The organism is Jatrophihabitans sp. GAS493 (genome assembly GCF_900230215.1).
GTDB lineage: Bacteria > Actinomycetota > Actinomycetes > Mycobacteriales > Jatrophihabitantaceae > MT45.
This window is the reverse complement of record NZ_LT907982.1, coordinates 3544053-3568516: the sequence shown is the minus strand read 5'-3', so window position 1 is coordinate 3568516 and position 24464 is coordinate 3544053. Positions and strand designations below refer to the sequence as shown.

General features: G+C 66.3%; 24 protein-coding genes. 20 read left to right on the top strand and 4 right to left on the bottom strand.

The genetic code is table 11. The features are described 5' to 3' along the window. Positions 1-11 precede the first annotated feature (11 nt). The 16 genes from rbfA to CPH63_RS16490 all read left to right on the top strand — a co-directional run bounded on the left by rbfA (position 12) and on the right by CPH63_RS16490 (position 15780). Entirely contained in the window at positions 12-452 is a 441-nt protein-coding gene (rbfA, locus tag CPH63_RS16565; protein WP_096303931.1) for a 30S ribosome-binding factor RbfA, read from the top strand. Further along, positions 449-943, top strand: a complete 495-nt coding sequence (locus tag CPH63_RS16560) for a GNAT family N-acetyltransferase (protein ID WP_096303930.1) — start codon at positions 449-451, stop codon at positions 941-943. Before rbfA ends, CPH63_RS16560 begins: the two co-directional genes overlap by 4 nt. Further along, a complete protein-coding gene (locus CPH63_RS16555; protein WP_096303929.1) occupies positions 940-2271 on the top strand; it encodes an MATE family efflux transporter in 1332 nt (443 codons plus the stop codon). Before CPH63_RS16560 ends, CPH63_RS16555 begins: the two co-directional genes overlap by 4 nt. Beyond that, positions 2272-3198, top strand: a complete 927-nt coding sequence (gene truB / locus CPH63_RS16550) for a tRNA pseudouridine(55) synthase TruB (protein ID WP_241895703.1) — start codon at positions 2272-2274, stop codon at positions 3196-3198. A 76-nt stretch (positions 3199-3274) separates the two neighbouring features. Beyond that, on the top strand, positions 3275-4237 hold the full coding sequence (locus CPH63_RS16545; RefSeq protein ID WP_096303928.1) for a bifunctional riboflavin kinase/FAD synthetase: 963 nt from the start codon (positions 3275-3277) through the stop codon (positions 4235-4237). A 191-nt stretch (positions 4238-4428) separates the two neighbouring features. Further along, positions 4429-4698 carry a 30S ribosomal protein S15 gene (gene rpsO / locus CPH63_RS16540; protein WP_091357127.1) on the top strand — a complete coding sequence of 90 codons (270 nt, stop codon included), beginning with the start codon at positions 4429-4431 and terminating at the stop codon, positions 4696-4698. Positions 4699-5039: 341 nt separating this feature from the next. Then, positions 5040-7280, top strand: a complete 2241-nt coding sequence (locus tag CPH63_RS16535) for a polyribonucleotide nucleotidyltransferase (protein WP_096303927.1) — start codon at positions 5040-5042, stop codon at positions 7278-7280. 218 nt (positions 7281-7498) lie between these two features. After that, complete coding sequence (locus tag CPH63_RS16530; RefSeq protein WP_096305222.1) at positions 7499-8527, top strand: extracellular solute-binding protein; 1029 nt, start codon at positions 7499-7501, stop codon at positions 8525-8527. Between the two features lie 34 nt (positions 8528-8561). After that, on the top strand, positions 8562-9452 hold the full coding sequence (cysT, locus tag CPH63_RS16525; RefSeq protein ID WP_096303926.1) for a sulfate ABC transporter permease subunit CysT: 891 nt from the start codon (positions 8562-8564) through the stop codon (positions 9450-9452). Then, positions 9445-10326: a sulfate ABC transporter permease gene (locus tag CPH63_RS16520; protein ID WP_206745571.1), complete on the top strand. Its 882-nt coding sequence runs from the start codon at positions 9445-9447 to the stop codon at positions 10324-10326. Before cysT ends, CPH63_RS16520 begins: the two co-directional genes overlap by 8 nt. Then, positions 10323-11306 carry a sulfate/molybdate ABC transporter ATP-binding protein gene (locus CPH63_RS16515; protein WP_096303925.1) on the top strand — a complete coding sequence of 328 codons (984 nt, stop codon included), beginning with the start codon at positions 10323-10325 and terminating at the stop codon, positions 11304-11306. Before CPH63_RS16520 ends, CPH63_RS16515 begins: the two co-directional genes overlap by 4 nt. Before the next feature lie 48 nt (positions 11307-11354). Next, positions 11355-11810: an Rrf2 family transcriptional regulator gene (locus CPH63_RS16510; RefSeq protein WP_096303924.1), complete on the top strand. Its 456-nt coding sequence runs from the start codon at positions 11355-11357 to the stop codon at positions 11808-11810. Positions 11811-11815: 5 nt separating this feature from the next. Next, positions 11816-13057 (top strand): MFS transporter, encoded by a 1242-nt coding sequence (locus tag CPH63_RS16505; protein WP_157749611.1) that lies wholly within the window; start codon positions 11816-11818, stop codon positions 13055-13057. Between the two features lie 9 nt (positions 13058-13066). Beyond that, complete coding sequence (locus CPH63_RS16500; RefSeq protein WP_096303922.1) at positions 13067-14443, top strand: pitrilysin family protein; 1377 nt, start codon at positions 13067-13069, stop codon at positions 14441-14443. A gap of 9 nt (positions 14444-14452) precedes the next feature. Then, a complete protein-coding gene (gene dapB, locus CPH63_RS16495) occupies positions 14453-15217 on the top strand; it encodes a 4-hydroxy-tetrahydrodipicolinate reductase (RefSeq protein WP_096303921.1) in 765 nt (254 codons plus the stop codon). Beyond that, a complete protein-coding gene (locus tag CPH63_RS16490) occupies positions 15214-15780 on the top strand; it encodes a hypothetical protein (protein ID WP_096303920.1) in 567 nt (188 codons plus the stop codon). Before dapB ends, CPH63_RS16490 begins: the two co-directional genes overlap by 4 nt. On the opposite strand, the gene CPH63_RS16485 is transcribed toward CPH63_RS16490, so the two are convergent. From CPH63_RS16485 to CPH63_RS16475, 3 genes are read right to left on the bottom strand one after another with little or no spacing between them, the layout of a single operon-like run. Next, positions 15764-16414, bottom strand: a complete 651-nt coding sequence (locus tag CPH63_RS16485) for a DUF2461 domain-containing protein (protein WP_096303919.1) — start codon at positions 16412-16414, stop codon at positions 15764-15766. The two genes, CPH63_RS16490 and CPH63_RS16485, sit on opposite strands and share 17 nt — an antisense overlap. Then, positions 16411-16965 carry a GNAT family N-acetyltransferase gene (locus tag CPH63_RS16480; protein WP_096303918.1) on the bottom strand — a complete coding sequence of 185 codons (555 nt, stop codon included), beginning with the start codon at positions 16963-16965 and terminating at the stop codon, positions 16411-16413. The genes CPH63_RS16485 and CPH63_RS16480 overlap by 4 nt, the downstream gene beginning before the upstream one ends. Positions 16966-17004: 39 nt before the next feature. After that, complete coding sequence (locus CPH63_RS16475; protein ID WP_096303917.1) at positions 17005-17667, bottom strand: DedA family protein; 663 nt, start codon at positions 17665-17667, stop codon at positions 17005-17007. Positions 17668-17803: 136 nt separating this feature from the next. Here CPH63_RS16475 and CPH63_RS16470 point away from each other — a divergent pair, with 136 nt between their 5' ends. From CPH63_RS16470 to CPH63_RS16455, 4 genes are all read left to right on the top strand, one after another. Next, a complete protein-coding gene (locus tag CPH63_RS16470; RefSeq protein ID WP_096305220.1) occupies positions 17804-19051 on the top strand; it encodes a DNA glycosylase AlkZ-like family protein in 1248 nt (415 codons plus the stop codon). Between the two features lie 41 nt (positions 19052-19092). Beyond that, on the top strand, positions 19093-19845 hold the full coding sequence (gene thyX, locus CPH63_RS16465) for an FAD-dependent thymidylate synthase (protein ID WP_096303916.1): 753 nt from the start codon (positions 19093-19095) through the stop codon (positions 19843-19845). Positions 19846-19864: 19 nt separating this feature from the next. Next, positions 19865-20761 carry a 4-hydroxy-tetrahydrodipicolinate synthase gene (gene dapA / locus CPH63_RS16460; RefSeq protein ID WP_096303915.1) on the top strand — a complete coding sequence of 299 codons (897 nt, stop codon included), beginning with the start codon at positions 19865-19867 and terminating at the stop codon, positions 20759-20761. 111 nt (positions 20762-20872) lie between these two features. Continuing rightward, positions 20873-23395, top strand: coding sequence for a DNA translocase FtsK (locus CPH63_RS16455; protein ID WP_096303914.1), 2523 nt, complete (start codon positions 20873-20875; stop codon positions 23393-23395). Between the two features lie 443 nt (positions 23396-23838). On the opposite strand, the gene CPH63_RS16450 is transcribed toward CPH63_RS16455, so the two are convergent. Beyond that, on the bottom strand, positions 23839-24366 hold the full coding sequence (locus CPH63_RS16450; RefSeq protein WP_096303913.1) for an amino-acid N-acetyltransferase: 528 nt from the start codon (positions 24364-24366) through the stop codon (positions 23839-23841). Between the last annotated feature and the right edge of the window lie 98 nt (positions 24367-24464).

The following is a 24464-nucleotide window of genomic DNA, read 5'->3' as shown; positions in this document are numbered from 1 at the left end:
AAGGAAGAACGATGGTTGACCAGGGTCGGGCACGACGCCTCGCGGGGCGAATCAAGCAGATCGTCGCTACCTTCGTGGAGACACAGATCAAGGATCCACGCCTTGGTATGGTCACCATCACCGACGTCCGAATGACCGGCGATCTCCACGATGCCACCGTGTTTTACACCGTGTTCGGCGATGAGGATGCTCAGCGGGAGTCGGCGATGGCGCTGGAGTCGGCCAAGGGCGTCATGCGTACCGAGGTTGGACGCCTGACCGGCGTGCGGTTCACCCCCACCCTGACCTTCATCCTGGATGCCGTTCCGGAGACGGCCAAACACATCGACGACCTGCTGACGGTCGCCGCCCAAGCCGACGCCGAGTTGGACCGGGCGCGGATGGGTGCCAGCTATGCCGGTGACGCCGATCCGTATCGCAAGCCTCGGGAAGTCGTCGACGACGAAGAATGAGCTCAGTTCAGCTGCGGCGCGCAGGGGCCTCTGACTGGCCGGCGATCTGGCCGATCTGGTCGGGCGTGGTCGCCGCCGGTGATACGTATACCTACGACCCGGCGACCGACTCCCCGTCCGCGGAGCGGGCCTGGCTCGGCTCCGGCGAGGTGTGGATCGCGGAAGATCGCGGTTCGCCGACGCCGCTGGGGATCTATCGAATCTCACCGAACCAGCAGGGGCCAGGCTCGCATGTGGCCAACGGGTCGTACATGGTGGCGACCGGGGCCCGCCGCCACGGAGTGGGGCGGCAGCTGGTAACTCATAGTCTCGAGCGCGCTTGCGAGCTCGGCTATCACGGCATGCAGTTCAACGCCGTCGCCGCCACCAATGTTCACGCGATCGCGCTGTACCTCGATCTCGGCTTCAGCACCGTCGGTGTCATTCCGGGCGGGTTTCGTCACCCGGCGGCGGGCTTCGTGGACCTGCTCATCATGTACCGACCGCTATGAGCGGCAGCGAGGCGGCGACTGGGGTCTCCACCCGCCGGTTGCTGTCGCTGTCGGCGTCGGCGTTTGTCGTCCTCGCCGCCGAGCCGCTCTACCTTCTCGTGGACACCTCGGTCGTCGGGCATCTAGGTAGTGAGCAACTGGCGGCGCTGGGGATCGGCGGCGCGCTCATGGGCCTGGCCCTCTTGCTCGGCATGTTCGTCGAGTACGGCACCACCGCCCGTGCCGCCCGTTGGTTCGGAGCCGGGGATCGGGCCGCCGCGGTCAACGAAGGCGTCCAGGCTTCCTGGCTGGCGATCATCATCGGTTGCGGCGCGGTCGTGGTGGGGGAGTTGCTGGCCCATCCGGCGGTGCTGCTGCTGGCCGGCAGCCGCCACGACGCCGCCGTCGCCGACGCGGCCGAATCCTGGTTTCGAATCGCTGTGTTGGGCCTGCCGGGAGTGCTCCTGGTGCTGGCCGGAAACGGCTGGATGCGCGGTGTGCAGGAGACACGGCAACCGGTTCGTATCGTGTTGATCGCCAACGCCGTGTCAGCGATTCTCTGCCCGATTCTGGTCTATCCGGTCGGGTTGGGGCTGCGCGGCTCAGCCATCGCAAACGTCACCGCCCAGGTGATCGGGGCGCTGCTCTTCCTCCGCGCGCTCCGTTCCAGCGCCGCCTCGACCAGACCCGAGTGGCGAGTGATGCGCCTGCAGACCGCGCTCGGTCGCGACCTACTGGTGCGATCGATCGGGTTTCAGATCGCCTTTCTGAGCGCCGCCGCGGTGGCGGCCAGAATGGGTACAGCTCAGATTGCCGCGCATCAGATCGGCCTGCAATTGTGGGAATTCAGCGCGTTGGTACTGGACTCCTTCGCCATCGCCGCGCAGTCGCTGGTGGGGGCGGCGCTCGGCGCTTCGGCCGCAGCCCTGGCCCGGCGAACGGCCTGGCAGGTCGGCCGATACGGCCTGATCGCCGGCTGCGGCTTCGCCGCGCTGATGGCCGCCGGATGGTTCGCCATACCCGCCCTCTTCACGACCGATCCCGCGGTGCTGCATCAGGTGCATCTGCTCTGGCCCTGGTTCGTCGGTATGCTTCCGGCGGCTGGGCTGGTGTTCGCGCTCGACGGCGTGCTCATCGGTGCCGGAGACGTTGGGTTCATGCGGACCTTGACGCTGATCGCCGCAGTTGGCTTCTTCACCCCGCTGGCGCTGGCGTCGCTGCGTTGGAACTGGGGGATCGGTGGAGTGTGGTTCGGCCTGACCATGTTCATCCTGGTCCGGCTGGTCGGGATGCTGCTTCGGGTACGCACCGACCGCTGGCTGATCACGGGAACAGGAGAACCGGCATGAATGGCAACCGAAATCGGTCGATCGATGGCTAAGCGCGACAGCGACGCGACCTCTGGGCTGGTCATCGTCGACAAGGATTCCGATTGCACGTCCCACGACGTCGTGGCCCGGATGCGCAAGCTCGCACACACCCGGCGGGTCGGCCACGCAGGAACTCTCGATCCGATGGCGACCGGGGTGCTGGTGCTGGGTATCGAGAAGGCAACCCGGTTGCTGCATCACCTCGTGCTCGCCGACAAGGCCTACACGGCCACCATCCGGCTGGGGGAGTCGACGATCACCGACGATGCCCAGGGCGAGCTACTCGACCGGGGGGACGCATCGAGGGTCAGTGAGGTCGACGTCGAGGCAGCGCTCGCACCATTGCGCGGTGACATCATGCAGGCCCCGTCGGCGGTGTCGGCGATCAAAGTCAACGGTGAACGCGCCTACAAGCGGGTCCGAGACGGAGAGGCGGTCGAACTGCCTGTTCGGCCGGTGACCGTGTCACGCTTCACCGCGCTCTCCTATACGCGGCCGGCCGGGCATCTGCTCGACGTGCAGGTCGAGGTCGAGTGCAGTTCGGGCACCTACATCCGTGCGCTGGCCCGTGACCTCGGGCGGGCGCTCGGCGTCGGCGGCCACCTCACCGCGCTGCGGCGCACCCGGGTCGGTCCCTTCACCCTTGACGATGCCCAGACGCTGGCTGAGTTGGCCGAGTTGGCCGACCCGGTGACGCTACCGCTGCGGCAGGCGGTCGAGCTGGCCTTCCCGGTGCGTCCGATTACCGAGCAGCAGGCGACCACCCTCACCTACGGGCAGTCCATCGAGCCGGCAGGCATCGAGGGGACGTACGCGGTCACCGCGCCCGACGACACCGTCTCCGGGCTGCTACGCGAGATGAAGGGCCGGGCCCAGCCGGTCCTCGTCTTCAACGCTCGCGGCTGAGACATCGGCCGCCCGCTTCGGCCCGGTCGACTGCGCGGATGTCGGCGCCCGGGGGCGACGCCAGTAGGCTGGCAGCGTGCAGCGTTGGCATAGCGTCTCTGAAATCCCCACCGGCTGGGGTCGCTGCGTGGCGACCATCGGTGTATTCGACGGGGTGCACCGTGGCCACGCACAGATCATCGGTGAGGCCGTGAAGCTCGCCGCCGAACGCGGTGTCCCGAGCGTGCTCATGACCTTCGTTCCCCATCCCTCCGAGGTGGTTCGCCCAGGCTCGCATCCGCCGGCCCTGACCACCCTCGCCCGGCGGGCGGAACTGGTCTCCGACCTCGGGATCGACGTCTTCTTCGGGCTGCCGTTCACCCTTGAGTTCTCCAAGCTGCCGCCGGCCGAATTCGTGCACAACACGCTCGTCGAGTCGCTGCATGCCTCCGGCGTCATCGTCGGTGAGAACTTCCGCTTCGGACACAAAGCGGCCGGCACCATCGAGACGCTGGCCGGGCTGGGGCGGACCTTCGGCTTCACCACCGCCGCGGCCGCACTGCTGACCGAGGATCAGGGACCGATCAGCGCCACCTACGTCCGCTCGTGTGTCGAGGCCGGCGACGTGCGGGCCGCCGCCCGTGCCCTCGGCCGGCCGCATCGGGTAGACGGAATCGTCGAGCGGGGCGATCAGCGCGGGCGCGAACTCGGCTTCCCGACGGCAAATCTTCGGGTTGCCCCGTATACGGCGCTACCGGCCGACGGGGTCTACGCGGGCCGGGTGGTGCGCCTGGATGAGCGTGGCCGCACCGTTCCCGGCGCGCCACTGGGAACGGCGGCCATCTCGGTCGGAACGAACCCCACATTTGAGGTACAGAATCGGCGAATAGAGGCATTTGTCCTGGATTTCGCAGGAGATCTCTACGGCGATCAACTGGGGGTCGAATTCGTCGAGCACCTGCGCGGCATGGAGAAGTACGAATCGATCGAGGAACTAGTGACCCAGATGCACGCCGACGTGCGGCAGACCCGGGAAATCCTCAGCGCTGAGCCGTCCTGAGCCGGCCAGCTGCACGGCCTGTGGCGCGAACTGATCCGTCCGACTGGTAATCTGTGGAGTGAGTGCGACGTGAAGTATGTTGCACTCGTATGTGGAGCGCGTTTCGTGCCTGCCGTGATTCCGACCGGCGGGGCGTGCCTGCATCAGCCGAATCGTGGCCGACCAGGGGTCTGTCACGCAGAAAGGAAGTCATGGCTCTCGCCAGCGACGTCAAGAAGCAAATCGTAATCGAGTACGGCTCCAACGAGAGCGACACGGGTTCGGCTGAAGTGCAGATCGCCCTGCTCTCGCGTCGCATCAGTGACCTCACCGAGCACCTCAAGACTCACAAGCACGACCACCACACCCGTCGTGGCCTGCTGCTGCTCGTCGGCCAGCGCCGCCGGCTGCTCAACCACCTGCACGACACCGAGATCAACCGTTACCGGTCGATCATCGAGCGGCTCGGTCTGCGCCGCTAGCTGTCTGGACGCCTCCGCCGGCATCGCCGACGGAGGCGTCGCTTTACGCGCCCGAGATATGCGTCGACGGCGCCGCACCATGAAAAATGAATATTCACTGCCGGACGCGGTTGCTTTGCGATCGCCGTGACACTGCTCGCCAGCCGACAACAATTCCGGTCCTCGGTAGTGGCTCCCGCCGCCTCAACAGATGTAGGCGAGAGCTTCGATCGAAGACCGGGTTCGCTGAGTAGCTTTACCCGGCGAGCCGGCATCACCCGATGCGCGTCACGACTGCAAATGCACCCGCCCCGGCTCACCTGTTGGGCAGATCGCTGCCCGGCACAAAGAGAGGGGTCTAGATGAGCGAACAGCTCAAGACCAACACCGACGCCGACGGCGTCACAGAGTCCGTTGCCACCATCGACAACGGCAAGTTCGGTACCCACACCATCCGCTTCGAGACCGGCCGTCTGGCCCGTCAGGCCGCGGGTTCGGTCGTCGCGTACCTCGACGACGACACCATGTTGCTGTCGGCCACCACCGCGGGCAAGACGCCCAAGGATCAGTTCGACTTCTTCCCCCTGACGATCGACGTCGAAGAGCGCATGTACGCCGCGGGACGCATCCCGGGCTCGTTCTTCCGTCGCGAGGGACGCCCGAGCGAGGACGCGATCCTCACCTGCCGTCTCATCGACCGCCCGCTGCGCCCGACCTTCAAGAAGGGCCTGCGCAACGAGGTCCAGGTCGTCATCACCGTCATGGCCCTCAACCCGGATCACCTCTACGACGTCGTGGCGATCAACGCCGCATCGGCCTCGACGCAGATCTCCGGCCTGCCGTTCAGCGGACCGATCGGCGCCACCCGCGTCGCCCTCATCGAGGGTCAGTGGGTCGGCTTCCCGAACCACAGCCAACTCGAACAGGCCACCTTCGACATGGTCGTCGCCGGCCGTGTGCTCGACTCCGGCGACGTCGCGATCATGATGGTCGAGGCCGAGGCAACCGAGAACACGATCGCCCTCATCGACGGTGGGGCCACCCGCCCGACCGAAGAGGTCGTCTCCGAGGGCCTGGAGGCCAGCAAGAAGTTCATCGCAGAGCTGTGCCGGGCCCAGTCCGAACTGGCGAAGGCTGCGGCCAAGCCGGTCGCCGAGTTCCCGGTCTTCCTGGACTACCAGGACGACGTGCTCGACGCCGTGTCGGCCGAGGTCGCGACCGGGCTCGCCCAGGCGCTCACCATCGCTGACAAGCAGGAGCGCGAGACCGAGCTCGATCGCCTCAAGGACGTCGCGAAGGAGCTCGTCGGTCCGCAGTTCGTCGGCCGCGAGAAGGAGATCGGCGCCGCCTACCGCGCGCTGACCAAGAAGCAGGTGCGCCAGCGCATCCTGCGCGACAAGGTTCGCATCGACGGTCGTGGTCTGAGCGACATCCGGACCCTCTCGGCCGAGGTCGAGGTCGTCCCACGTGTCCACGGTTCGGCCCTCTTCGAGCGAGGCGAGACCCAGATCCTGGGTGTCACGACGCTGAACATGCTCGGCCTCGAGCAGAAGCTTGACACGCTGTCGCCGGAGAAGTCGAAGCGTTACATGCACAACTACAACTTCCCGCCGTACAGCACCGGTGAGACGGGCCGGGTCGGCTCGCCGAAGCGTCGCGAGATCGGCCACGGTGCGCTGGCCGAGCGGGCCCTCATTCCGGTTCTGCCGAGCCGCGACGAGTTCCCGTACGCGATCCGCCAGGTCTCCGAGGCCCTCGGCTCCAACGGCTCCACCTCGATGGGTTCGGTCTGCGCCTCAACGCTCGGCCTGCTCAACGCAGGTGTGCCGCTGAAGGCGCCGGTCGCCGGCATCGCCATGGGTCTCGTCTCCGACACCGTCGACGGGGTCACCGAGTACGTCGCCCTGACCGACATCCTCGGAGCCGAGGACGCGTTCGGCGACATGGACTTCAAGGTCGCCGGCACCCGGCAGTTCGTGACCGCGCTGCAGTTGGACACCAAGCTGGACGGCATCCCGTCCGACGTTCTGGCCGCCGCGCTGACCCAGGCCCGCGAGGCTCGCCTGCACATCCTGGACGTCATGGCCGAGGCGATCGACGAGCCGGACGAGATGAGCCCATTTGCTCCGCGGGTCACCGTCGTCAAGATTCCGGTCGACAAGATCGGCGCGGTGATCGGCCCGAAGGGGCAGATGATCAACGCCATTCAGGACGAGACCGGCGCCTCCATCACGATCGAGGACGACGGCACCATCTACGTGGGTGCCTCCGACGGCCTCTCGGCCCAGTCGGCGGTCGACCGCATCAACGCGATCGCCAACCCGCAGATGCCGAAGGTCGGCGAGCGCTTCCTCGGCACCGTCGTCAAGACGGCCGCCTTCGGTGCCTTCGTCTCCCTGCTTCCGGGCAAGGACGGCCTGATCCACATCAGCAAATTGGGCAACGGCAAGCGCATCGGCAAGGTCGAGGATGTCGTCAACGTCGGCGACAAGATCCAGGTCGAGATCGCCGAGATCGATGCCCGCGGCAAGATCAGCCTGGTGCTGGTCTCCGAGGACGCCGCCACGGCCAACTCGGCCGAGCCGGAGACGGTCGACGCCTGAACAGCATCGCTGCTGGGCGGCCGAACTGAGTTGTAGCCGCCTGTAGCACCTTCGAAGCGCCGGTGGGAGAGTCTTCCCGCCGGCGCTTCGGCGTTGCCGGGCCTCGTGACCAACCTCGCTCACCCCATTGTTCATCCGGGATGAAATTTCGGCTATTGTCTTGTATGCCGATGGACAACATGGGCTCCATGGAATTAATCTTGAGGGGTATGTGCTCGATGACAGGAACTCGCTTTCGCAGCTACCGAAAGCTCACCACGCTGGTCGCCTCAGCCGCCATCGTCGCGCTCGGGGCGACCGCCTGTTCGTCGAGTTCGGCCACCAATAGTTCGGGCTCTACCGAGCTGAAGTTGGTCGCCTACTCGGTACCGAAGCCGGCCTACGACGCGCTGCAGGCTGCATTCGGCAAGACTCCCGCTGGTAAGGGCGTCACCTGGAAGACCTCCTACGGGGCCAGTGGTACCCAGAGCAAGAACGTCAGCGCCGGAACGGTGAAGGCCGACTACGTCGCCTTCTCGGTCACCCCTGACCTCACCAAGCTCGTCCCCAAGTTCGTCGACGCCGGTTGGGACTCCGGTGAGACCAAGGGCCTCGTCTCCGACTCCGTGGTCGTCATCTCCGTCCGCAAGGGCAACCCGCTGCACATCACCGGGTGGGATGACCTCATCAAGCCTGGCGTCAAGATCGTCACCCCGGATCCGGCCTCCTCCGGTTCGGCGAAGTGGAACATTCTCGCCGCCTACTCCCACGTCGAGGCTGCCGGTGGAACCGAGGCACAGGCCAAGGACTACCTCACCAAGTTCTTCGGCAACGTCGTGAGCCGGGCCTCCAGCGGCGCCGTCGCCACCACTCAGTTCCTCGGCGGAACCGGCGATGTCCTCATCTCCTACGAGAACGAGGCGATCGCATCGCGCCAGGCCGGCAAGTCGCTCGATTACATCGTTCCCGACGAGACGATGCTGATCGAGAACCCGGCCGCGGTCACCAAGACAGCCCCGACCCAGGCCAAGGACTTCCTGACCTTCCTGCTCAGCACCGACGGTCAGAAGATCTTCGCGAGCAAGGGCTTCCGGCCGGTCGTGACCGGAACTCCGGTTGGCACAGTTGAGGGCGCCAACGACCCGGCGAACCCGTACCCGACCCCGAAGCACCTGGTCACGATCGCCGACCTCGGTGGATGGACGGCGGTCAACGCCAAGTTCTTCGGTACCGACGGACTGGTAACCCAGATCGAGAAGACCGGCTGACCGTGCTCTACCCGCTTGATAGATTTCGTTGAGGATGGCGCTCAACACGATAGAAGCCACTGACGCGGTGCAGCCCTCTGCTGCGCCGCGTCGTTGGCGTCGGAAATCCCACTCCACGGAGAGCAGTCGACTGCGGCTGGGGTCGGGCCTCGGGCTTGGCATCGCCGTACTCTGGCTGAGTCTGGTCGTGCTGCTGCCGCTCGCCGCCGTCGTGGGAAAGGGTTTCAGTGACGGCTGGCAGGGCTTCTGGGATGCGATCACGAGCCCCGAGGTGCTCAGTGCCTTTCGGCTTACCGTTGGCCTCTCGCTGGGAGTCGCGGTGGTCAATGCCGTGATGGGAACGCTGATCGCCTGGGTGCTGGTGCGTGACTCCTTCCCGGGCCAGCGGGTGGTCGCCGTGGTCATTGATGTGCCGTTCGCGCTACCGACGATCGTCGCCGGCCTGGTCATGCTCACGCTCTACGGCGGTGACAGCCCGATCGGCGTGCACCTAGTCGGCACCCGGGTCGGAATATTCGTCGCCCTGCTGTTCGTCACGCTTCCCTTCACGGTGCGGACCGTTCAGCCCGTCCTGATCGATATGGATCAGGATGTGGAGGAGGCGGCGGCATCGCTCGGTGCGGGTCCCTTCACCGTCTTCCGACGCGTCGTCCTGCCGTCGATCCTGCCGGCGATTCTGGCCGGTACGTCGCTGTCATTCGCCCGCGCGCTCGGTGAGTACGGCTCGATCGTGCTCATCTCGAGCAACCTGCCGTTCAAGACCGAGATCGCCTCGGCCATCATCTACGGAAAGCTGCAGGACGCCGACAACCCGACGCAGTCCGTCCGTGAGGCCGCGGCCATTGCCACGCTGCTGCTGCTGGCCAGTGCCGTCGTACTGATTCTGCTCGAGATCGTGCAACGGCGGGTCAACCGGCGTGGCTAGGGCAACCGTCGACGCCGATTTGGCGACCGATGTGAAAAGCGCCGCCACACCGGCACCGCGAGCACGCCGTCAGAGCCGTGCCGGGCGCAACGTCTTGCGGGTCATCGCGGTCGGCTATGTCGGGATCCTCGTCTTGGTCCCACTACTTCTGGTCGTATGGCGCACTTTCAAGCCCGGACTGAGCGAAGTCTTGAGCTCGCTCACCGATCCGCTGACCGTGCACGCCTTCAAACTCACGGCGATCATCGCCGTGCTGGCCGTAATCCTGAACACCATCTTCGGGGTGGGCGTCGGGCTGCTGCTGGCGCGCTACAGCTTCCCCGGCCGTCGACTGCTATCGGCATTCATCGACCTGCCCATCGCGATCTCCCCGATTGTGGTCGGATTGGCGCTGATCCTCGTCTACGGCCCGAACGGATGGTTCGCAACGCCGTTGAGTGACGCAAACTTCAGCATCATAGGCGCGATCCCGGGCATGGTGCTGGCCACCGTCTTCGTCTCCCTACCGCTCGTCGTGCGAGAGGTCGTGCCGGTACTCGAAGAGGCCGGTATAGAGCAGGAGCAGGCTGCCCAGTGCCTCGGTGCCGGCTCATTCGTGACTTTCCGGCGGATCACGCTGCCGACCATCCGCTGGGCCCTCGCATACGGGGTCGTGCTGAGCCTGGCCCGCGCGCTGGGCGAGTACGGCGCGGTGCTGGTCGTCTCCGGCAACATCGAGGGCAGTACCGAGACCGCCACCCTGCGGATCGACAATCTCTACGAATACTCGCAGCAGACCGACGCGGCATATGCGATCACCTTTGTTCTGGTTGCGGTCGCCATTGTCGCGATCATCGCCATCACGATCATTAGCCCCAAGCAGGAGTCGGCATGAGCATCGAAGTTCGCAATATTCACAAGCGATTCGGTGACTTCGTTGCCCTCGACAATATCAATCTCTCGGTTCGAACGGGCGAGCTCACGGCGCTTCTCGGGCCGAGTGGCGGCGGGAAGTCGACGCTGCTGCGGATCATCGCCGGCCTGGAGAGCCCCGACTCCGGGACGGTGGAGATCGAGGGCAACGACGCCACCGCCCTGCCGCCGCAGCGGCGCAACGTCGGCTTCGTCTTCCAGCACTATGCCGTCTTCAAGCACCTGACGGTGGCTCGCAATGTCGCGTTCGGCCTCGAGATCCGAAAGCGCCCCAAGGACGAAATCAACAAGCGCGTGCACGAGCTCCTCGAACTCGTGCACCTGGACCAGTTCGCGGATCGACTTCCCTCCCAGCTCTCCGGCGGTCAGCGTCAGCGGATGGCGTTGGCCCGGGCGTTGGCCGTAGAGCCGAAGGTGCTGCTCCTCGACGAGCCGTTCGGCGCCCTGGACGCGCAAGTGCGTAAGGAGTTGCGCGATTGGCTGCGCCGCCTGCACGACGAGGTTCATGTCACCACGGTCTTCGTCACGCATGACCAGGAGGAGGCGCTCGAGGTCTCGGACGAGTTGGTGGTGATCAATCACGGGGTCATCGAGCAGGTCGGCTCGCCGAATGAGCTCTACGACCACCCCGTGAACGATTTCGTGATGAGTTTTCTCGGCCCGGTAACGAAGCTGGGCGGGAAGCTGGTTCGTCCACACGACATCGAGGTGCTGGCCGATGACCGCACGGGGTCCTCCGCCGCGTTGGTGACCCGGCTGCAGCGCATCGGATTCCAGGTACGCGTGGAGCTCGAGTGCGGGGGCGGCGAGAGTTGGGTTCAGCTGAACAAGGAGCAGTCCGATTCCCTCGGGCTCGAGGTCGGCAAGACAGTCTGGCTCCGTGAGGCGCCGCATGCGACGACGCTCGCCGGACCGGAGACCGTCACGCTTTCGAGCAACTGATGGGCGAGGCATTCCCCATTTTCCGCTAGGGTTTGCGAAGATGGATCTGTGGAGATCTCGGCGAAGACTGACTATGCGGTACGCGCGCTACTGGGTTTAGCTGCGCGGGCGCCCGATCTGGTCAAGGTCGACGTGATCATCGGCGAGCAGAATCTTCCGCGCAAGTTCGTCGAGGCGATTCTCGGTGAGCTGCGTCGGGCCGGCATCGTGCGCAGTCAACGGGGGGCGGAGGGCGGCTACGCGTTGGCTCGCCCGGCCAGCGAGATCACCCTCGGTGCCGTGATCCGCGCCGTTGACGGGCCGCTGGCCGAGGTCCGCGGGCTGCGTCCCAACGAGACCAGCTACACCGGTGTGGCCGAGCATCTGCCTGAGGTGTGGGTCGCGGTCCGGGCCAGCCTGCGCCGAGTCCTGGATGAGACGTCCCTGCAGCAGGTTCTCAACGGTAAGCTGCCGGCCCACGTGCGCAAGATGGTCGACGCCCCCGACGCCTGGCTTCCGCGCTGACTTCAGTGCCCGACGATCCGCTCCGGCCGAACCTAGCCGCTGTCCCACCCGTCCCGCACACACCTCGCTTCCGCCGCCCAGTGGCGCTGGCCGGGCTGCCGAGTGAGGTGCTGGCGCTGGCTGCCGTCGCCTTTCTGGTGGCGCTCGGCTTCGGTGTGGTGGCACCGGCGATCCCGCTCTTCGCCCGGCAGTTCGGGGTAAGCCGAACCGCGGCGGGTGCGGTCATCAGCGTCTTCGCCGGTGCTCGGCTGATCGCAGCGCCGTTCACCGGTCGGCTGGTGAACCGCTTCGGTGAGCGCATCATGCTAGCCACCGGAATCGCCGTCGTGGCCGTCTCCAGCCTGATGGCGGGATTCTCCGAGAGCTACTGGCAATTGCTCGCACTGCGTGGTGCCGGTGGCGTCGGCTCGATCATGTTCAGCGTCAGCGCCTCCAGTCTGCTGATCCGGGTCACCCCCGGGCATCTTCGCGGCCGAGCCCAGGGCGTCTTCGGCGGCGGCTTCCTGCTCGGGGCGATAGCCGGCCCGGCGCTGGGGGTGGTGGCTTCGGTGTCGCTCCGTGCTCCCTTCTTCTTGTATGCCGGCACGCTGGTGTTCGCCGGCTGGGTCGGCCTGTGGGCGCTGCGCACCAGCACGCTGGCGGCCAAATCTGACTCGCGGGACGGCCCGGTGCTCAAGCTCGGCACGGCCCTGCGCGACCGGGCGTACCGGGCGACCCTGGTCGTCAATTTGGCCGAAGACTGGGCGGTTATCGGCACGCGTTCGGCGCTTGTGCCGCTCTTCGTGGCCGACCGCCTCGGTCTCAGTTCCATCTGGACCTACATCGGCTTCTTCGTCGTCAGCGTCGTCAGCGGGTCTCTGCTGCTGCCATTCGGCCGCTACGTCGACACCAAAGGGCGCCGGCCGGCGCTCATCTTCGGATTGGCCATGGGTGGAGTAGGCCTGGCGACACTCCCATTGCTGCCCAACGCCGTCGGGCTGCTACTGGCGATGGCGCTGCTCGGAGTCAGTGGTGCCGCGCTCTCGGTCGCCTCTGGGGCAATGCTCGGTGACATCGTCGGCGGCCGCGGCGGAACCGTGGTCGCGACGTATCAGATGGCCGGCGACGTCGGTAGCTTCGCCGGGCCGCTCTGCGCCGGGGCCGTCGCCGATGCTCACAGCTACGCGGCGTCCTTCGGCCTCGCCGCGGCGATCACCACCGTGCCGATCGCCCTCGTCGCGACATCCCGCGAGACTCGTCGGCCGTAGGATCACCCAATGACTTCCCGCCGTTCCCGGTCGGTCGGCCCGTCGCCGGCCACCCGTGCCGCTCGCCCGGCCCCACCGCGACTGCGCGCCCGGACGGCGAAGCTTCCGGCCCACGGCGGCGGGGTGATCACCCGTACGACGCTGCCGGGTGGGCTTCGGGTAATCAGCGAAGCGATGCCTGGGGTGCGCAGTGCGAGTATCGGGGTGTGGGTCCCGATCGGCAGCCGTGACGAAACGCCATCGGTCGCCGGGGCCAGCCACTTCCTGGAGCACCTGCTCTTCAAGGGAACCTCGACGCGAAGCGGGCTGGACATCGCACGGACGATGGACAGTGTGGGTGGTGAGTTCAACGCCTTCACGGAGAAGGAACACACCTGCTACTACGCGACCGTGCTCGACCGCGACCTGTCGTTGGCGATCGACATCATCTCCGACGTGGTGCTCAATGCGACCATCCGCAGCGAGGACGTCGACGTCGAGCGGAATGTAGTGCTGGAAGAGTTAGCGATGCGCGACGACGACCCGTCAGACCTCGTGCACGACGAGTTCGCCAGTGCCCTCTTCGGTGACTCGCCGGTCGGACGTCCGATCCTCGGCAGCGTCGAGTCGATCGAGTCGATCAGCCGCGCCCAGGTCGCCGGTTACTACCACCGCCGCTACCAGACCAACGAGATGGTGGTCGCGGTCGCCGGCAACGTGGAGCACGCGGCGGTCGTCAACCGTGTGCGGGCAAACTTCGCCGGCCGACTCGACCCGGCGCAGGCCACCGGCGCACCGCGATCGGGTACGGCGACGCGGTACCCGCCGATCTGCCCGACGAAGGTGATCGCCGACGACACCGAACAGGCCAACATCATCCTGGGAACACGGGCCTTCTCCCGCCACGACGACCGCAGATTCATCGTCGGTGTCCTCTCGGCCGCCCTCGGCGGGGGGATGAGCTCTCGGCTCTTCCAGTCGATCCGTGAGGAGCGCGGACTCGCCTATTCGGTGTACAGCTTCGGCGGTAGCTACGCCGACATCGGCCAGTTCGGGGTCTACGCCGGGTGCCAGCCGGCGAAGGTCAACCAGGTGATCGAGTTGATGGTCCGCGACCTGTCCGCTGTCGCGGAGGGTGCCCTGACGGAGGACGAGATTCAGCGTGGCAAGGGGCAGATGCGCGGCGGAATCGTGCTCGGTCTGGAAGATGCCGGTTCCCGCATGACGCGCCTGGGCAAGAGCGAGATCTGTTACGGCGACGTGCTCGGACTGGATGAACTACTGGCCCGGGTGGACTCGGTTACCCGCGATCAGGTCACTGACGTGGCCCAGCAGTTGCTGAGCCAGCCGAGGTGCCTAACCGTTGTGGGACCCTTCGGTGAGCACGATTTCGATGGCGCGGTGTAAAAGAGAAGGATGAGTGCAACAGTGACTGAACCAGTCAGAGTCGGAGTTCTGGGTGCCCGCGGCCGAATGGGGGCCCAGGTCTGCCAGGCCGTCGACGCGGCGGCCGACATGGATCTGGTGGGCATGGTCGACATCGGTGACTGGCTGTTCAGCGTCGCCGACGCCGACGCCCAGGTCCTCGTGGACTTCACCCATCCGGACGTCGTGATGGAGAATGTGCGGTTCGCCATCGACCAGGACATCAACATCGTGATCGGCACGACCGGGATCACCGACGAGCGGATCGCGACCATTCGTGAGTGGCTAGTCGACAAGCCGGAGGTCGGCGTGCTGGTTGCTCCCAACTTCGGTATCGGCGCGGTTCTTTCGATGCGTTTTGCTCAGCTCGCGGCGAGGTTCTACGACTCGGTCGAGGTGATCGAGCTGCACCACCCCAAGAAGGTGGACGCGCCCAGCGGCACCGCCATACACACCGCGAAGCTGATCAGTGCCGCCCGCGCGGAGGCGGGCGTCGGCGCGATCCCGGACGCGACGACCCAGAGCCTCGACGGCGCCCGCGGCGCTTCGGTCGACGGGGTTCGGGTGCATGCGCTGCGCATCGCCGGGCTGGTGGCTCACCAGGAGGTCATCTTCGGGACCGAGGGCGAGACCCTCACGATCCGCCACGATTCGCTGCACCGCTCGTCGTTCATGCCCGGGGTGCTGCTCGGCATCCGGGAGATCGTCAACCGGCCGGGTCTGACCGTCGGCATCGAATCCCTGCTTGGGCTGTGAAGGCGCGTCGCGCCGTTGTTGCGCTCGTCTTGGCCCTAGGGCTCTACTTCGTGCTGATCGGCTACCGCGGTTTCTATCTTCTGGGCCAGCCCAAGCTGAGCCTGAAGCTGCTCGGAGTCGCCGTGCTCGCACTTCCCCTGGTCGGTGCATGGGTGGTGGTGGCCGAGCTTCGCTTCGGGGTCGCCACTCAGATCCTGGCCGAGCGACTCAACGCCGAAGAGCAGGCGGACCTGGAAGTGACCGATCCGCCGGGTGAGCGGAGTGGGTCCGACAGTGAGTCGGGCACCGAAGGCGAGGCGGGGACCGAAGGCGGGTCGGGGGCCGACATCGACCTGGCCGACCTGCCGCGCCGGCCGTCAGGGCGGGTCGACCGAGCGGCGGCGGACGAGTACTTCGCGCAGCGTCGCAAGGAGGTCGAGGCCCACCCGGGCGAATGGCAGCGTTGGTACCGACTGGCCGAGGCCTACGATCTGGCCGGCGATCGCAAGCGGGCGCGCGAGGCGATGCGGCACGCTATCGGACAGGCTGACATCGGCCATCCTCCGGTCAGCGGCGAGAAGTGAGATCGTTGCTGGCCCCGACGTGGGTGTCGAGCCACTCACAGAGGGGCCCGATGCTCCGCCACCCCTTGGCCACCTCCGACTTCGCCCGGGCGGTGCTGAGCCACGCGGGAGCGCCGTACATGCGTTGCGCGATCAACGTCTTGTACCGGAGTAGCTCAACCCGCGGATGATCCTTGGGGTAGCCCGCTGGCACCCGGGTCAATTGCTCGCCGTTGACCGAGAACTTGGCCCGGGTTACGCCCGCGATAACTCGTTCCAGCTGGGGGCCCGCGACGTCGTCGGCGACCCCGCGACGCAGGCGTGCGACCTGATCACTTGCGCACTGCCAATAGCCTCCGGCGACCCGCAGGCCGGCCGCCGATATCTCAAGGTACAGCGACGCGTCGCCGAACCAGGCGCCCTGATGCGTCTTGTACGGCGTCTTGTCTTTGGCGAATCGCACGTCCCGATAGGGGCGGAAGAGCTTGGCCGGCCCGAACTCCGGCGCCAATGCGGCAACCAATGCCTCCATCGGCTGGCGCACCGATTCGTCGTAGATCTTCTTGTGGGCGGTCCAGAATGCCTTCGAGTTGTCGTCTTCCAGGTCCTCGTAGAAATCGAGCGCCGCGACCGGGATGCCGGTGAAGTCGCTCATCGCTGCTCCGACGGGCCCGTATCGGTCAACGTGGTGTGCATCCTGATCTCGCGCAGTTCGCCGGCTCCGGTGTCCAGCGCCCGGGCGTACCCATCGACCTGCCAGCCGGCAGCGCTCAGGAAAGTGCGGGTCACCTCATCGGCTTCGGCGATCCAGCAGATGAGCCGGGTCATCCCGTCGCCGAGCGCATGTTCGACGCTGGCCGACAGCAACCGCGACCCGTGACCGCGGCGTCCCCATCGAGGCTGGACGAGGATAGGCCCGAGCAGGGCGGTGGTCGCGACGTCCGGCGTCTGTTCCTGTGGATCAGCCGGGGCGAGCGCCGCGAAACCGACCACCCACTCCTGCTCCTGTGCGACCAGCACGTGGTGGCGCGAAGACGGTGGTTCGGCGATTGCCGCCGCCCAGGGCGGGCGGACCTCATCGGGCGTCAGCGCCAGGATCGCCGGCGGTAGGAACGCGCTGTAGGCGGTCTGCCACACCTCGACCTGGATCTGGGCCAGCGTCGCCGCATCGTCAGATCGACCTGGTCGCACGCTCACATCAGCCATGAAGGGAAATCTAGTCGGTGTTGCTGACGGCGATCTCGACTACTCGGCGTCGGAGCTCTCGGAGCTGGTGAGTCCCGCCAATGAGTGTCCCTCCGCCTGCTCCCTCTTGCGTCGGCGCCGGTGCAGCACCAGGTAGACGATCCCCGCCACGGCCAGGATCGCCAGCGGTGCCCAGGTGAGCGTTGAGCCGATGGTGCCGAGGGCTGAGGAGAATGCGTAACCGAGTAGGACACAGCCAGTGGCCCAGAGGATGCCGCCGAGGGCGTTCCAGAAGAGGAAGGTCCAGTAGTGCATGCCACTCATGCCGGCCATCGAGGGCATCAATGCACGAAGCAGCGCGGTCATCCGGCCGAGGAAAACCGCCTTTCCACCGTGTTTGTGGAGAAACGCATCGACGGTGGCCCAGCGCGGTTCACCGACCCGTAGGCCGGCTCGCGAGCGGCGCAGTGCGGGGCCGAACTTCCGGCCGAATTCGTAGCCCACCGAGTCGCCGGCGATGGCCGCGATGATGGCGACCGGAATCATGATCCGCAGGTCCAGGACGCCGCGCTCGCAGAAGACGCCGGCCACCAGCAGGGCTGTCTCGCCGGGGAGCACCACGCCGAGCAGGAACGCAGCCTCGGCGAAGGCCAGGCCGGCGGCGATGGCGTAGAGCCAGGTACCGGTCGCGTCGCCGATGCGCGTCATGATGTGCTCGAACATGATGCAATCCTTGCACGATGGCGTTGTCACAGGTGGTCTCTAGAGTCGTCGGCAGAATGCACGTGACAGCCGTGCACCGACAGACGAGGGTCCTGTGGCGCAGCGCCGAGTTTCCAGCCGAACGAGTCTGACGCGAATCACCGCGAGCCGATTCACCGCTAGCCAGGCGCGCCGTATCAGCCTCGCCGCGCAGGGTTTCGCTGATCCGTCACCCACCGGTCGGGTCGACGCCCGCCACATCCGGCGAGTGATCGACCGGGTCGGCCTGCTGCAGCTGGACTCGGTGAATGTCTTTAGCCGATCGCACTACCTGCCGATCTTCTCCCGCCTCGGACCGTACCGGCGCGAGCTGTTGGATGAACTAACGGCGCACACGGCCGGCCCTCATCGCCGTGAATTGGTCGAGTATTGGGCGCACGAAGCCTCACTGATCCCGGTCGAACTGCACCCGTTCCTGCGGTGGAGGATGGCCCGCGCCGATCGCGAGGCGTGGGGTGGCATGGTGCGCATCGCCGCGGATTTTCCTGAACTGGTGGAGGAGGTCTTCGATCTGGTGCGCACGAACGGCCCGATCCGCGCCGCCGACACCGGCATCGTCGCCCCCCAGCGCGAAGCCGGCCAGCGCGCAGCCGGCCAGATGTGGAACTGGCACGACGGGAAGCTGGCGCTGGAATATCTCTTCTGGTCCGGGCGTATCACCGCCGCGCGGCGGGTGAATTTCGAACGCCGCTATGACCTGCCGGAGCGGGTGCTGCCGCCGGAGATCGTGAATCAGCCGTCCGCGTCCGACGCCGATCAACAGCGCCAGCTCGTGCGGGTTGCGGCACGTTCGATGGGGATCGCGACCGAACCGGATCTGGGTGACTACTTTCGTCTGCCCCGCGCCGAGTCAAAACTGCGGGTGGCCGAGCTGGTGGACGCCGGCGAACTGGAGACGGTTCAGGTTGACGGGTGGACGGCGCCGGCCTACCTATGGCCGGCGGCCAGGATCCCGCGCCGAGTGCAGGCCACGGCGCTGCTGAGCCCCTTCGACTCGCTGATCTGGTTCCGGGAGCGCACCCAACGGCTCTTCGACTTCCGCTATCGGATCGAGATCTACACCCCGGAGGCCAAGCGGACCCACGGCTACTACGTGCTTCCGTTTCTGCTGGGGGAGCACCTGACGGCTCGGGTTGACCTCAAGTCGGATCGGCAGGCGCGGGTGCTGCGGGTGCAGGGCGCCTATCTGGAGGACGGGTTCGACGGACCCGAGGTGGCTGAAGCGCTGGCCGGCCAGCTGTGGCTGGCGGCCGAGTGGCTTGAGCTCGACGACGTCGTCGTCACCGGGCGCGGAGATCTCGCCGCGCCGCTGACCGTGGCTCTCAAGGCGGCGGCGAACCGATAAGCTGACAGTTCATCGGCCGTACGTTTACGCAGGAGTCCCGGGTGACAGACATCGTTACGCCAAAGGTTCAGATCATCGCCTGGACGCACTTCGAGTCGCCCGAGGAAATCCCGTGGGAGACCGACGCCGACGGTGGTCAGGCACTGGCCGAGTTCGCTGGACGGGCCTGCTACCAGTCGTGGAAGAAGCCGAATCCGGCTACCGCGACCAACGCCGGCTACCTGCATCACATTCTCGAGGTCGGGCACTTGTCGGTGCTGGAGCACGGCACCGTCACCTTCTACCTCTCCGGCATCTCCCGGTCGCTCACTCACGAGCTGATCCGGCACCGGCACTTCAGCTACTCCCAGCTGTCTCAGCGTTATGTGCCCGAGCGCGACGCGGCAATGGTCGAGCCTGATGTCATCGCCGACGACCCGGTGCTGCACGCCAAGTTCGTCGAGGCGACCGAGGCTGCTGTCAGCGCCTACACCGAGATCCTCGAGGGGCTGGAGAAGCGGTTCGCCGATGTCGAGCATGCGACGCTGCGCCGTAAGCAGGCCCGCCAGGCCGCTCGGGCCCTGCTGCCCAATGCCACCGAGACTCGCATCGTCGTCACCGGTAACTACCGGGCGTGGCGGCACTTCGTCGCGATGCGGGCCTCTGAGCACGCCGACGTCGAGATCCGCCAGCTGGCAATCGCCTGCCTGCGTGAGCTGAAGCGAGTCGCCGGAAACGTATTCGCGGACTTCGAGATCACCACGCTGCCCGACGGCACCGAGGTTGCCTCCAGCCCGATGGTCAGCGAAGGCTGACAGGGAAACAGGACAGCTGATGGCTCTGGTCCAGGATTCGCGACATCCATTCGGTCGGGTACTGACCGCGATGGTCACCCCGTTCGACATCGCCGGCGGCCTCGATCTGAAGGCCGCCCAGGAACTGGCGACCTACCTGGTCGACGAGCAGGGAAACGACGGGCTGGTCGTCAACGGAACGACCGGCGAGAGCCCGACCACCAGTGATCTCGAGAAGTCAGAACTCGTCGCCGCGGTGGCCGAGGCGGTCGGGGACCGAGCTCATGTCATCGCCGGCGTCGGGACCTTCGACACTGCGCACTCGATCCATCTGGCGCAGCAGGCCCAGAAGGCCGGCGCACACGCGACTCTCGTCGTCACGCCCTATTACTCGCGACCACCGCAGGCCGGCCTGCTGCTTCACTTCCGGGCCGTTGCCGACGCGTGCGACCTCCCCGTGATGCTGTACGACATCCCGGCCCGTAGCGCCGCCGCTATCGCGACCGAGACGCTGCTCAGCCTCGCCTCCCATGAGCGGATCGTGGCGGTGAAGGATGCCAAGGGTGATCTGAACAGCAGCGGGCGCGTCATGGCCGAGACGGATCTGGCCTTCTACAGCGGGGATGATCCGCTCACCCTGCCGATGCTGGCTGTCGGTGGCAGCGGCGTGGTCGGAACTTCGACCCACTTCACCGGACGGCAGACCAAGCAACTGGTCGAGGCCTTCGAGCGTGGGGACGTGGCCACCGCACTCGCCCTGCATCAGCAACTGCTGCCCATCTACACCGGTATCTTCGCCACCCAGGGGACGATTCTTGTCAAGGCCGGGCTCCAGCTACGCGGACGCGGCGTGGGTTCAGTGCGCCCGCCGCTGGTCGAGGCGACCGAGCACGAGATATCTCATCTGCTGGCCGATCTTGAGGCATCCCGGGTCTGATCCCGCCGAACCGGGCGGGCACATGAGTGTGACCGAAAACATCTTCTCCGCTCGTCGGTAGATACTCCGCGCCTCCGGCTTAATCCTCGACCTAAAGGTTAGGGTTTAGTGATGGCAGTCTCTTCGGGAACCAAGAACCGCTCGACGCCCCCACGGTCCAACCGATCTGGTCGCGGTGGCGGTCGGCGACCGGCGCCCAAGCCCGCTCCGGCGCCACTCGCGTCGATCGGACGGATGATCGCTGGCGCGTGGCGCGCGCTGGCCGCGCTGCTGGGGAGCCTGGCCCGCGCAGTGCGCCGGAATGCAGCGACCGCCCGGGATCTGGACGTAGAGCATCGTCGCGACGGTAAGGCACTAGCCGTGATCGCGATCGGCGTCATCTCAGCGATTTCGATCTGGTCGCATGCGGCTGGCCCCGTCGGTCGGCTCCTTACCGATGCTGTCCGGTTGCTGATCGGAAACCTTGCGCTCGTCTTTCCGGTCTTGCTGGTCGGTCTTGGTCTGCACATGCTCCGACAGGCGCCCCACCCGGAGCACCGTGGCCGCATCCTCGTCGGCGCCGGGTCGTTGGTGCTCGCCGTCTTGGGCCTGTTGCATCTGCTCGCCGACTCACCGACCACCATGCACGGGCGCTCCTATGCCGGCGGAGTTCTCGGCGCCCTGATCGCCGAACCGCTGGAGAAGGGTCTCTCCGCCGGAATCGCCGTCGGACTGCTCTTCCTGTTGGGCGTCTTCGGCGCGCTGGTCGTCACCGCCACCCCGGTCCGCCAGTTGCCGGCTCAGCTTCGGGAGCTCTTCGGCGGCGCCGATGCTCATTCCGCGCCGGTCGAGATCGAGGAGGGCCTCGACGACTCCCAGACGATCCCGCGCCGCCGGCGACGGGTTCCGGTCACTGACGCTTATCTGGAGGACCCGTTCGCTCCGGATGAGACCGACAGCCGCAACACGACGGCACTCGACGGTGCGGCCATAGTGGCCAGTGAGCCGACACCCCGTCCCCGCAAACCGCGGGTGGCCAAGGCGCCGGTCGAACCCGACCTGCCGGAGATCACTCGTCCGGTGCAGCTTGAACTCAACAACGGCGCCGGCATGTACACCCTGCCTTCGCTGACGGTGCTTGGGCCGGGGGCGCCGCATATGGAGCACACCAAAGCCAACGACGAGGTGATCGCCGCGCTGCAGCAGGTGTTCCTGGAGTTCTCGGTGGACTGCGGAGTCACCGGCTTCAGCCGGGGGCCGACGGTCACCCGCTACGAGATCGAGCTCGGCCCCGGCGTGAAAGTGGAGCGAATCACGCAGCTCACCCGCAACATCGCCTACGCGGTGAAGAGTCCGGATGTGCGGATCATCAGCCCGATTCCCGGCAAGAGCGCAGTCGGCGTCGAGATCCCGAACGCCGATCCGGAGGTCGTGATGCTCGGGGACGTGCTTCGGGCCCAGGTCGCTCAGCGCGAACAGCATCCGATGGTTGTGGCGCTCGGGAAGGACGTCGGTGGCGGTTTCGTCGTGGCGAACCTGGCCAAGATGCCTCATCTGCTGGTCGCGGGTGCCACTGGCGCCGGAAAGTCCAGCTGCATCAACTCGCTGATTCTCTCGATCCTGACCCGCGCCACGCCGGACCAGGTGCGGATGGTGCTCATCGACCCCAAGCGCGTCGAGTTCGCCGCGTACCAAGGCATTCCGCATCTGGTCACCCCGGTCATCACGAACCCGAAGAAGGCGGCCGACGCGCTGCAGTGGGTGGTGCGTGAGATGGATATGCGCTACGAGGACATGGAGGCCTCGGGTGTGCGACATGTGGAGGACTTCAACCGCAAGGTTCGCAGCGGTGAGCTGGTCGCGCCGCCGGGGTCGGAGCGGATCTACACGACCTACCCCTACCTGCTCGTGATCATCGACGAGCTGGCCGACCTGATGATGGTCGCGCCGCGCGACGTCGAGGAGTCGGTCGTCCGCATCACCCAGCTGGCCCGAGCGGCCGGAATTCATCTGGTGATCGCCACCCAGCGACCCTCGGTTGATGTCGTGACCGGGTTGATCAAGGCGAACGTTCCTTCACGGCTGGGCTTCAAGACCTCTTCGGTGACCGACTCTCGAGTCATCCTCGATCAGCCGGGCGCAGAGAAGCTTCTCGGCAAGGGCGATGCCCTCTTCCTGCCGATGGGCGCGAGCAAGCCGGCCCGAATTCAAGGCGCCTTCGTCACCGACGACGAGATCACCGCAGTCGTGACGCACTGCAAGGAGCAGCTGCAGCCGACTTACCGTGAGGACGTCACCGCTCCGGTCGCGGCGAAGAAGGAGATCGAGGACGACATCGGCGACGACATGGATCTCTTCCTGTCGGCGGTTGAGCTCGTCGTATCAACCCAGTTCGGGTCGACCTCGATGCTGCAGCGAAAGCTGCGAGTCGGCTTCGCCAAGGCCGGTCGGCTGATGGACCTGATGGAGTCGCGGGCCATCGTCGGGCCGTCGGAGGGATCCAAGGCGCGAGACGTCCTGGTCAAGCCCGACGAACTCACCGGTCTGATGTACACCCTTCGCCACGGCGGCTCGGCCGACGACCTCGTGGACGCCGAGGATGACGACACCCTGGAACCGGCATTCGACGGTAACGAAGTCGGTCCGGGGGAGTAGCGGGCGTAGCTCGCACAGGCTCATAAGACACGAAAGGGCGCCGGGACAATCCGTCCCGGCGCCTTCTTGTGTACAGCTCTAAGGCTTGCTTAGTCGTTTCAGCTGGCTTGTCGTTTCAGCTGGCTTGTCGTTTCAGCTGGCTTGTCGTTTCAGCTAGCGCGGTGTCGTGCGCTGTACATCGCGCGCCGCCAGGTAAGCGAAGCTCGCAGCTGCGCCCGGTGTCGGCCGATGGCCTTTCCGGAGCCGATCACTGTGTCGACCGGCCATGTTGCTGCGCCAGCCGGGGCCCGTGAACCCGACCCGAATGCTGACGTGTCGATCGCGACCATCGCAACCACCTCCTGGGACAGAAGGTAACTGGTGAGAACAGCGTGACGCGTGAGGTTCGTCGGCGTGTCTCGAGTGAAGGTTGAGACTTGCTACAGAGCGCTCACCAGCCGTGATCACCGGCTCAGATCTGGGTGCTGACCGTTGAGCCGCAGCAGCATTCGCGCATTGCCGAGAGTGTTCGGTTTGACGTATTCCAGCGCCAGAAACTCGGCGACGCCCGGATCGAAGGACTGGCGCAGGGCATCGTAGGTGTCCGGCTCGACCGGAGTTCCCTCGATCTCGGCGAAGCCGTGTCGGGCGAAGAAGTTCGTGTGAAAGGTAAGCGCGAAGAGGCGCTCGAGCCCGAGGTCGCGCGCGGTGTCGAGCAGTTCCGCGAGCAGTGCGTCGCCGATCTTGCGGCCACGGTAGTCCGGATGCACGGCCAGCGTGCGGATCTCACCCAAGTCGGCCCAGAGGACGTGCAGCGCGCCGCAGCCGACCACCACTCCGTCCAATTCGGCGACTCGGAAGTCGGCGACGTCCTCGTAGAGGGTCACCAGCTCCTTCGCCAGGAGCTTGCGACCCGAGCCGGCGTAGATGTCGACTATCTGTTTTACCGCTGGGACGTCTGGGGTTCGAGCGCGACGCACGTGCAGTTGCATGAGTGAAGACGTTACCGGTGCGCGATCGGTCGTCGAGCGGAATTCCCCGTCGACGCCCCGTGGCGCGAGGATGGCAACGGTGAGTCCGTGCGCGCGGG

Excerpts from the sequence above, each read along its gene's own strand:
- dapB (WP_096303921.1), top strand. The coding sequence starts at position 14,453 with ATGAGTGCAACAGTGACTGAACCAGTCAGAGTCGGAGTTCTGGGTGCC.
- CPH63_RS16535 (WP_096303927.1), top strand. The coding sequence starts at position 5,040 with ATGAGCGAACAGCTCAAGACCAACACCGACGCCGACGGCGTCACAGAG.
- rbfA (WP_096303931.1), top strand. The coding sequence starts at position 12 with ATGGTTGACCAGGGTCGGGCACGACGCCTCGCGGGGCGAATCAAGCAG.
- CPH63_RS16500 (WP_096303922.1), top strand. The coding sequence starts at position 13,067 with ATGACTTCCCGCCGTTCCCGGTCGGTCGGCCCGTCGCCGGCCACCCGT.
- CPH63_RS16555 (WP_096303929.1), top strand. The coding sequence starts at position 940 with ATGAGCGGCAGCGAGGCGGCGACTGGGGTCTCCACCCGCCGGTTGCTG.
- CPH63_RS16485 (WP_096303919.1), bottom strand. The coding sequence starts at position 16,414 with ATGAGCGACTTCACCGGCATCCCGGTCGCGGCGCTCGATTTCTACGAG.
- CPH63_RS16530 (WP_096305222.1), top strand. The coding sequence starts at position 7,499 with ATGACAGGAACTCGCTTTCGCAGCTACCGAAAGCTCACCACGCTGGTC.
- cysT (WP_096303926.1), top strand. The coding sequence starts at position 8,562 with ATGGCGCTCAACACGATAGAAGCCACTGACGCGGTGCAGCCCTCTGCT.
- CPH63_RS16475 (WP_096303917.1), bottom strand. The coding sequence starts at position 17,667 with ATGTTCGAGCACATCATGACGCGCATCGGCGACGCGACCGGTACCTGG.
- CPH63_RS16480 (WP_096303918.1), bottom strand. The coding sequence starts at position 16,965 with ATGGCTGATGTGAGCGTGCGACCAGGTCGATCTGACGATGCGGCGACG.
- CPH63_RS16450 (WP_096303913.1), bottom strand. The coding sequence starts at position 24,366 with ATGCAACTGCACGTGCGTCGCGCTCGAACCCCAGACGTCCCAGCGGTA.
- CPH63_RS16455 (WP_096303914.1), top strand. The coding sequence starts at position 20,873 with ATGGCAGTCTCTTCGGGAACCAAGAACCGCTCGACGCCCCCACGGTCC.
- truB (WP_241895703.1), top strand. The coding sequence starts at position 2,272 with ATGGCAACCGAAATCGGTCGATCGATGGCTAAGCGCGACAGCGACGCG.
- rpsO (WP_091357127.1), top strand. The coding sequence starts at position 4,429 with ATGGCTCTCGCCAGCGACGTCAAGAAGCAAATCGTAATCGAGTACGGC.
- CPH63_RS16560 (WP_096303930.1), top strand. The coding sequence starts at position 449 with ATGAGCTCAGTTCAGCTGCGGCGCGCAGGGGCCTCTGACTGGCCGGCG.
- dapA (WP_096303915.1), top strand. The coding sequence starts at position 19,865 with ATGGCTCTGGTCCAGGATTCGCGACATCCATTCGGTCGGGTACTGACC.
- CPH63_RS16515 (WP_096303925.1), top strand. The coding sequence starts at position 10,323 with ATGAGCATCGAAGTTCGCAATATTCACAAGCGATTCGGTGACTTCGTT.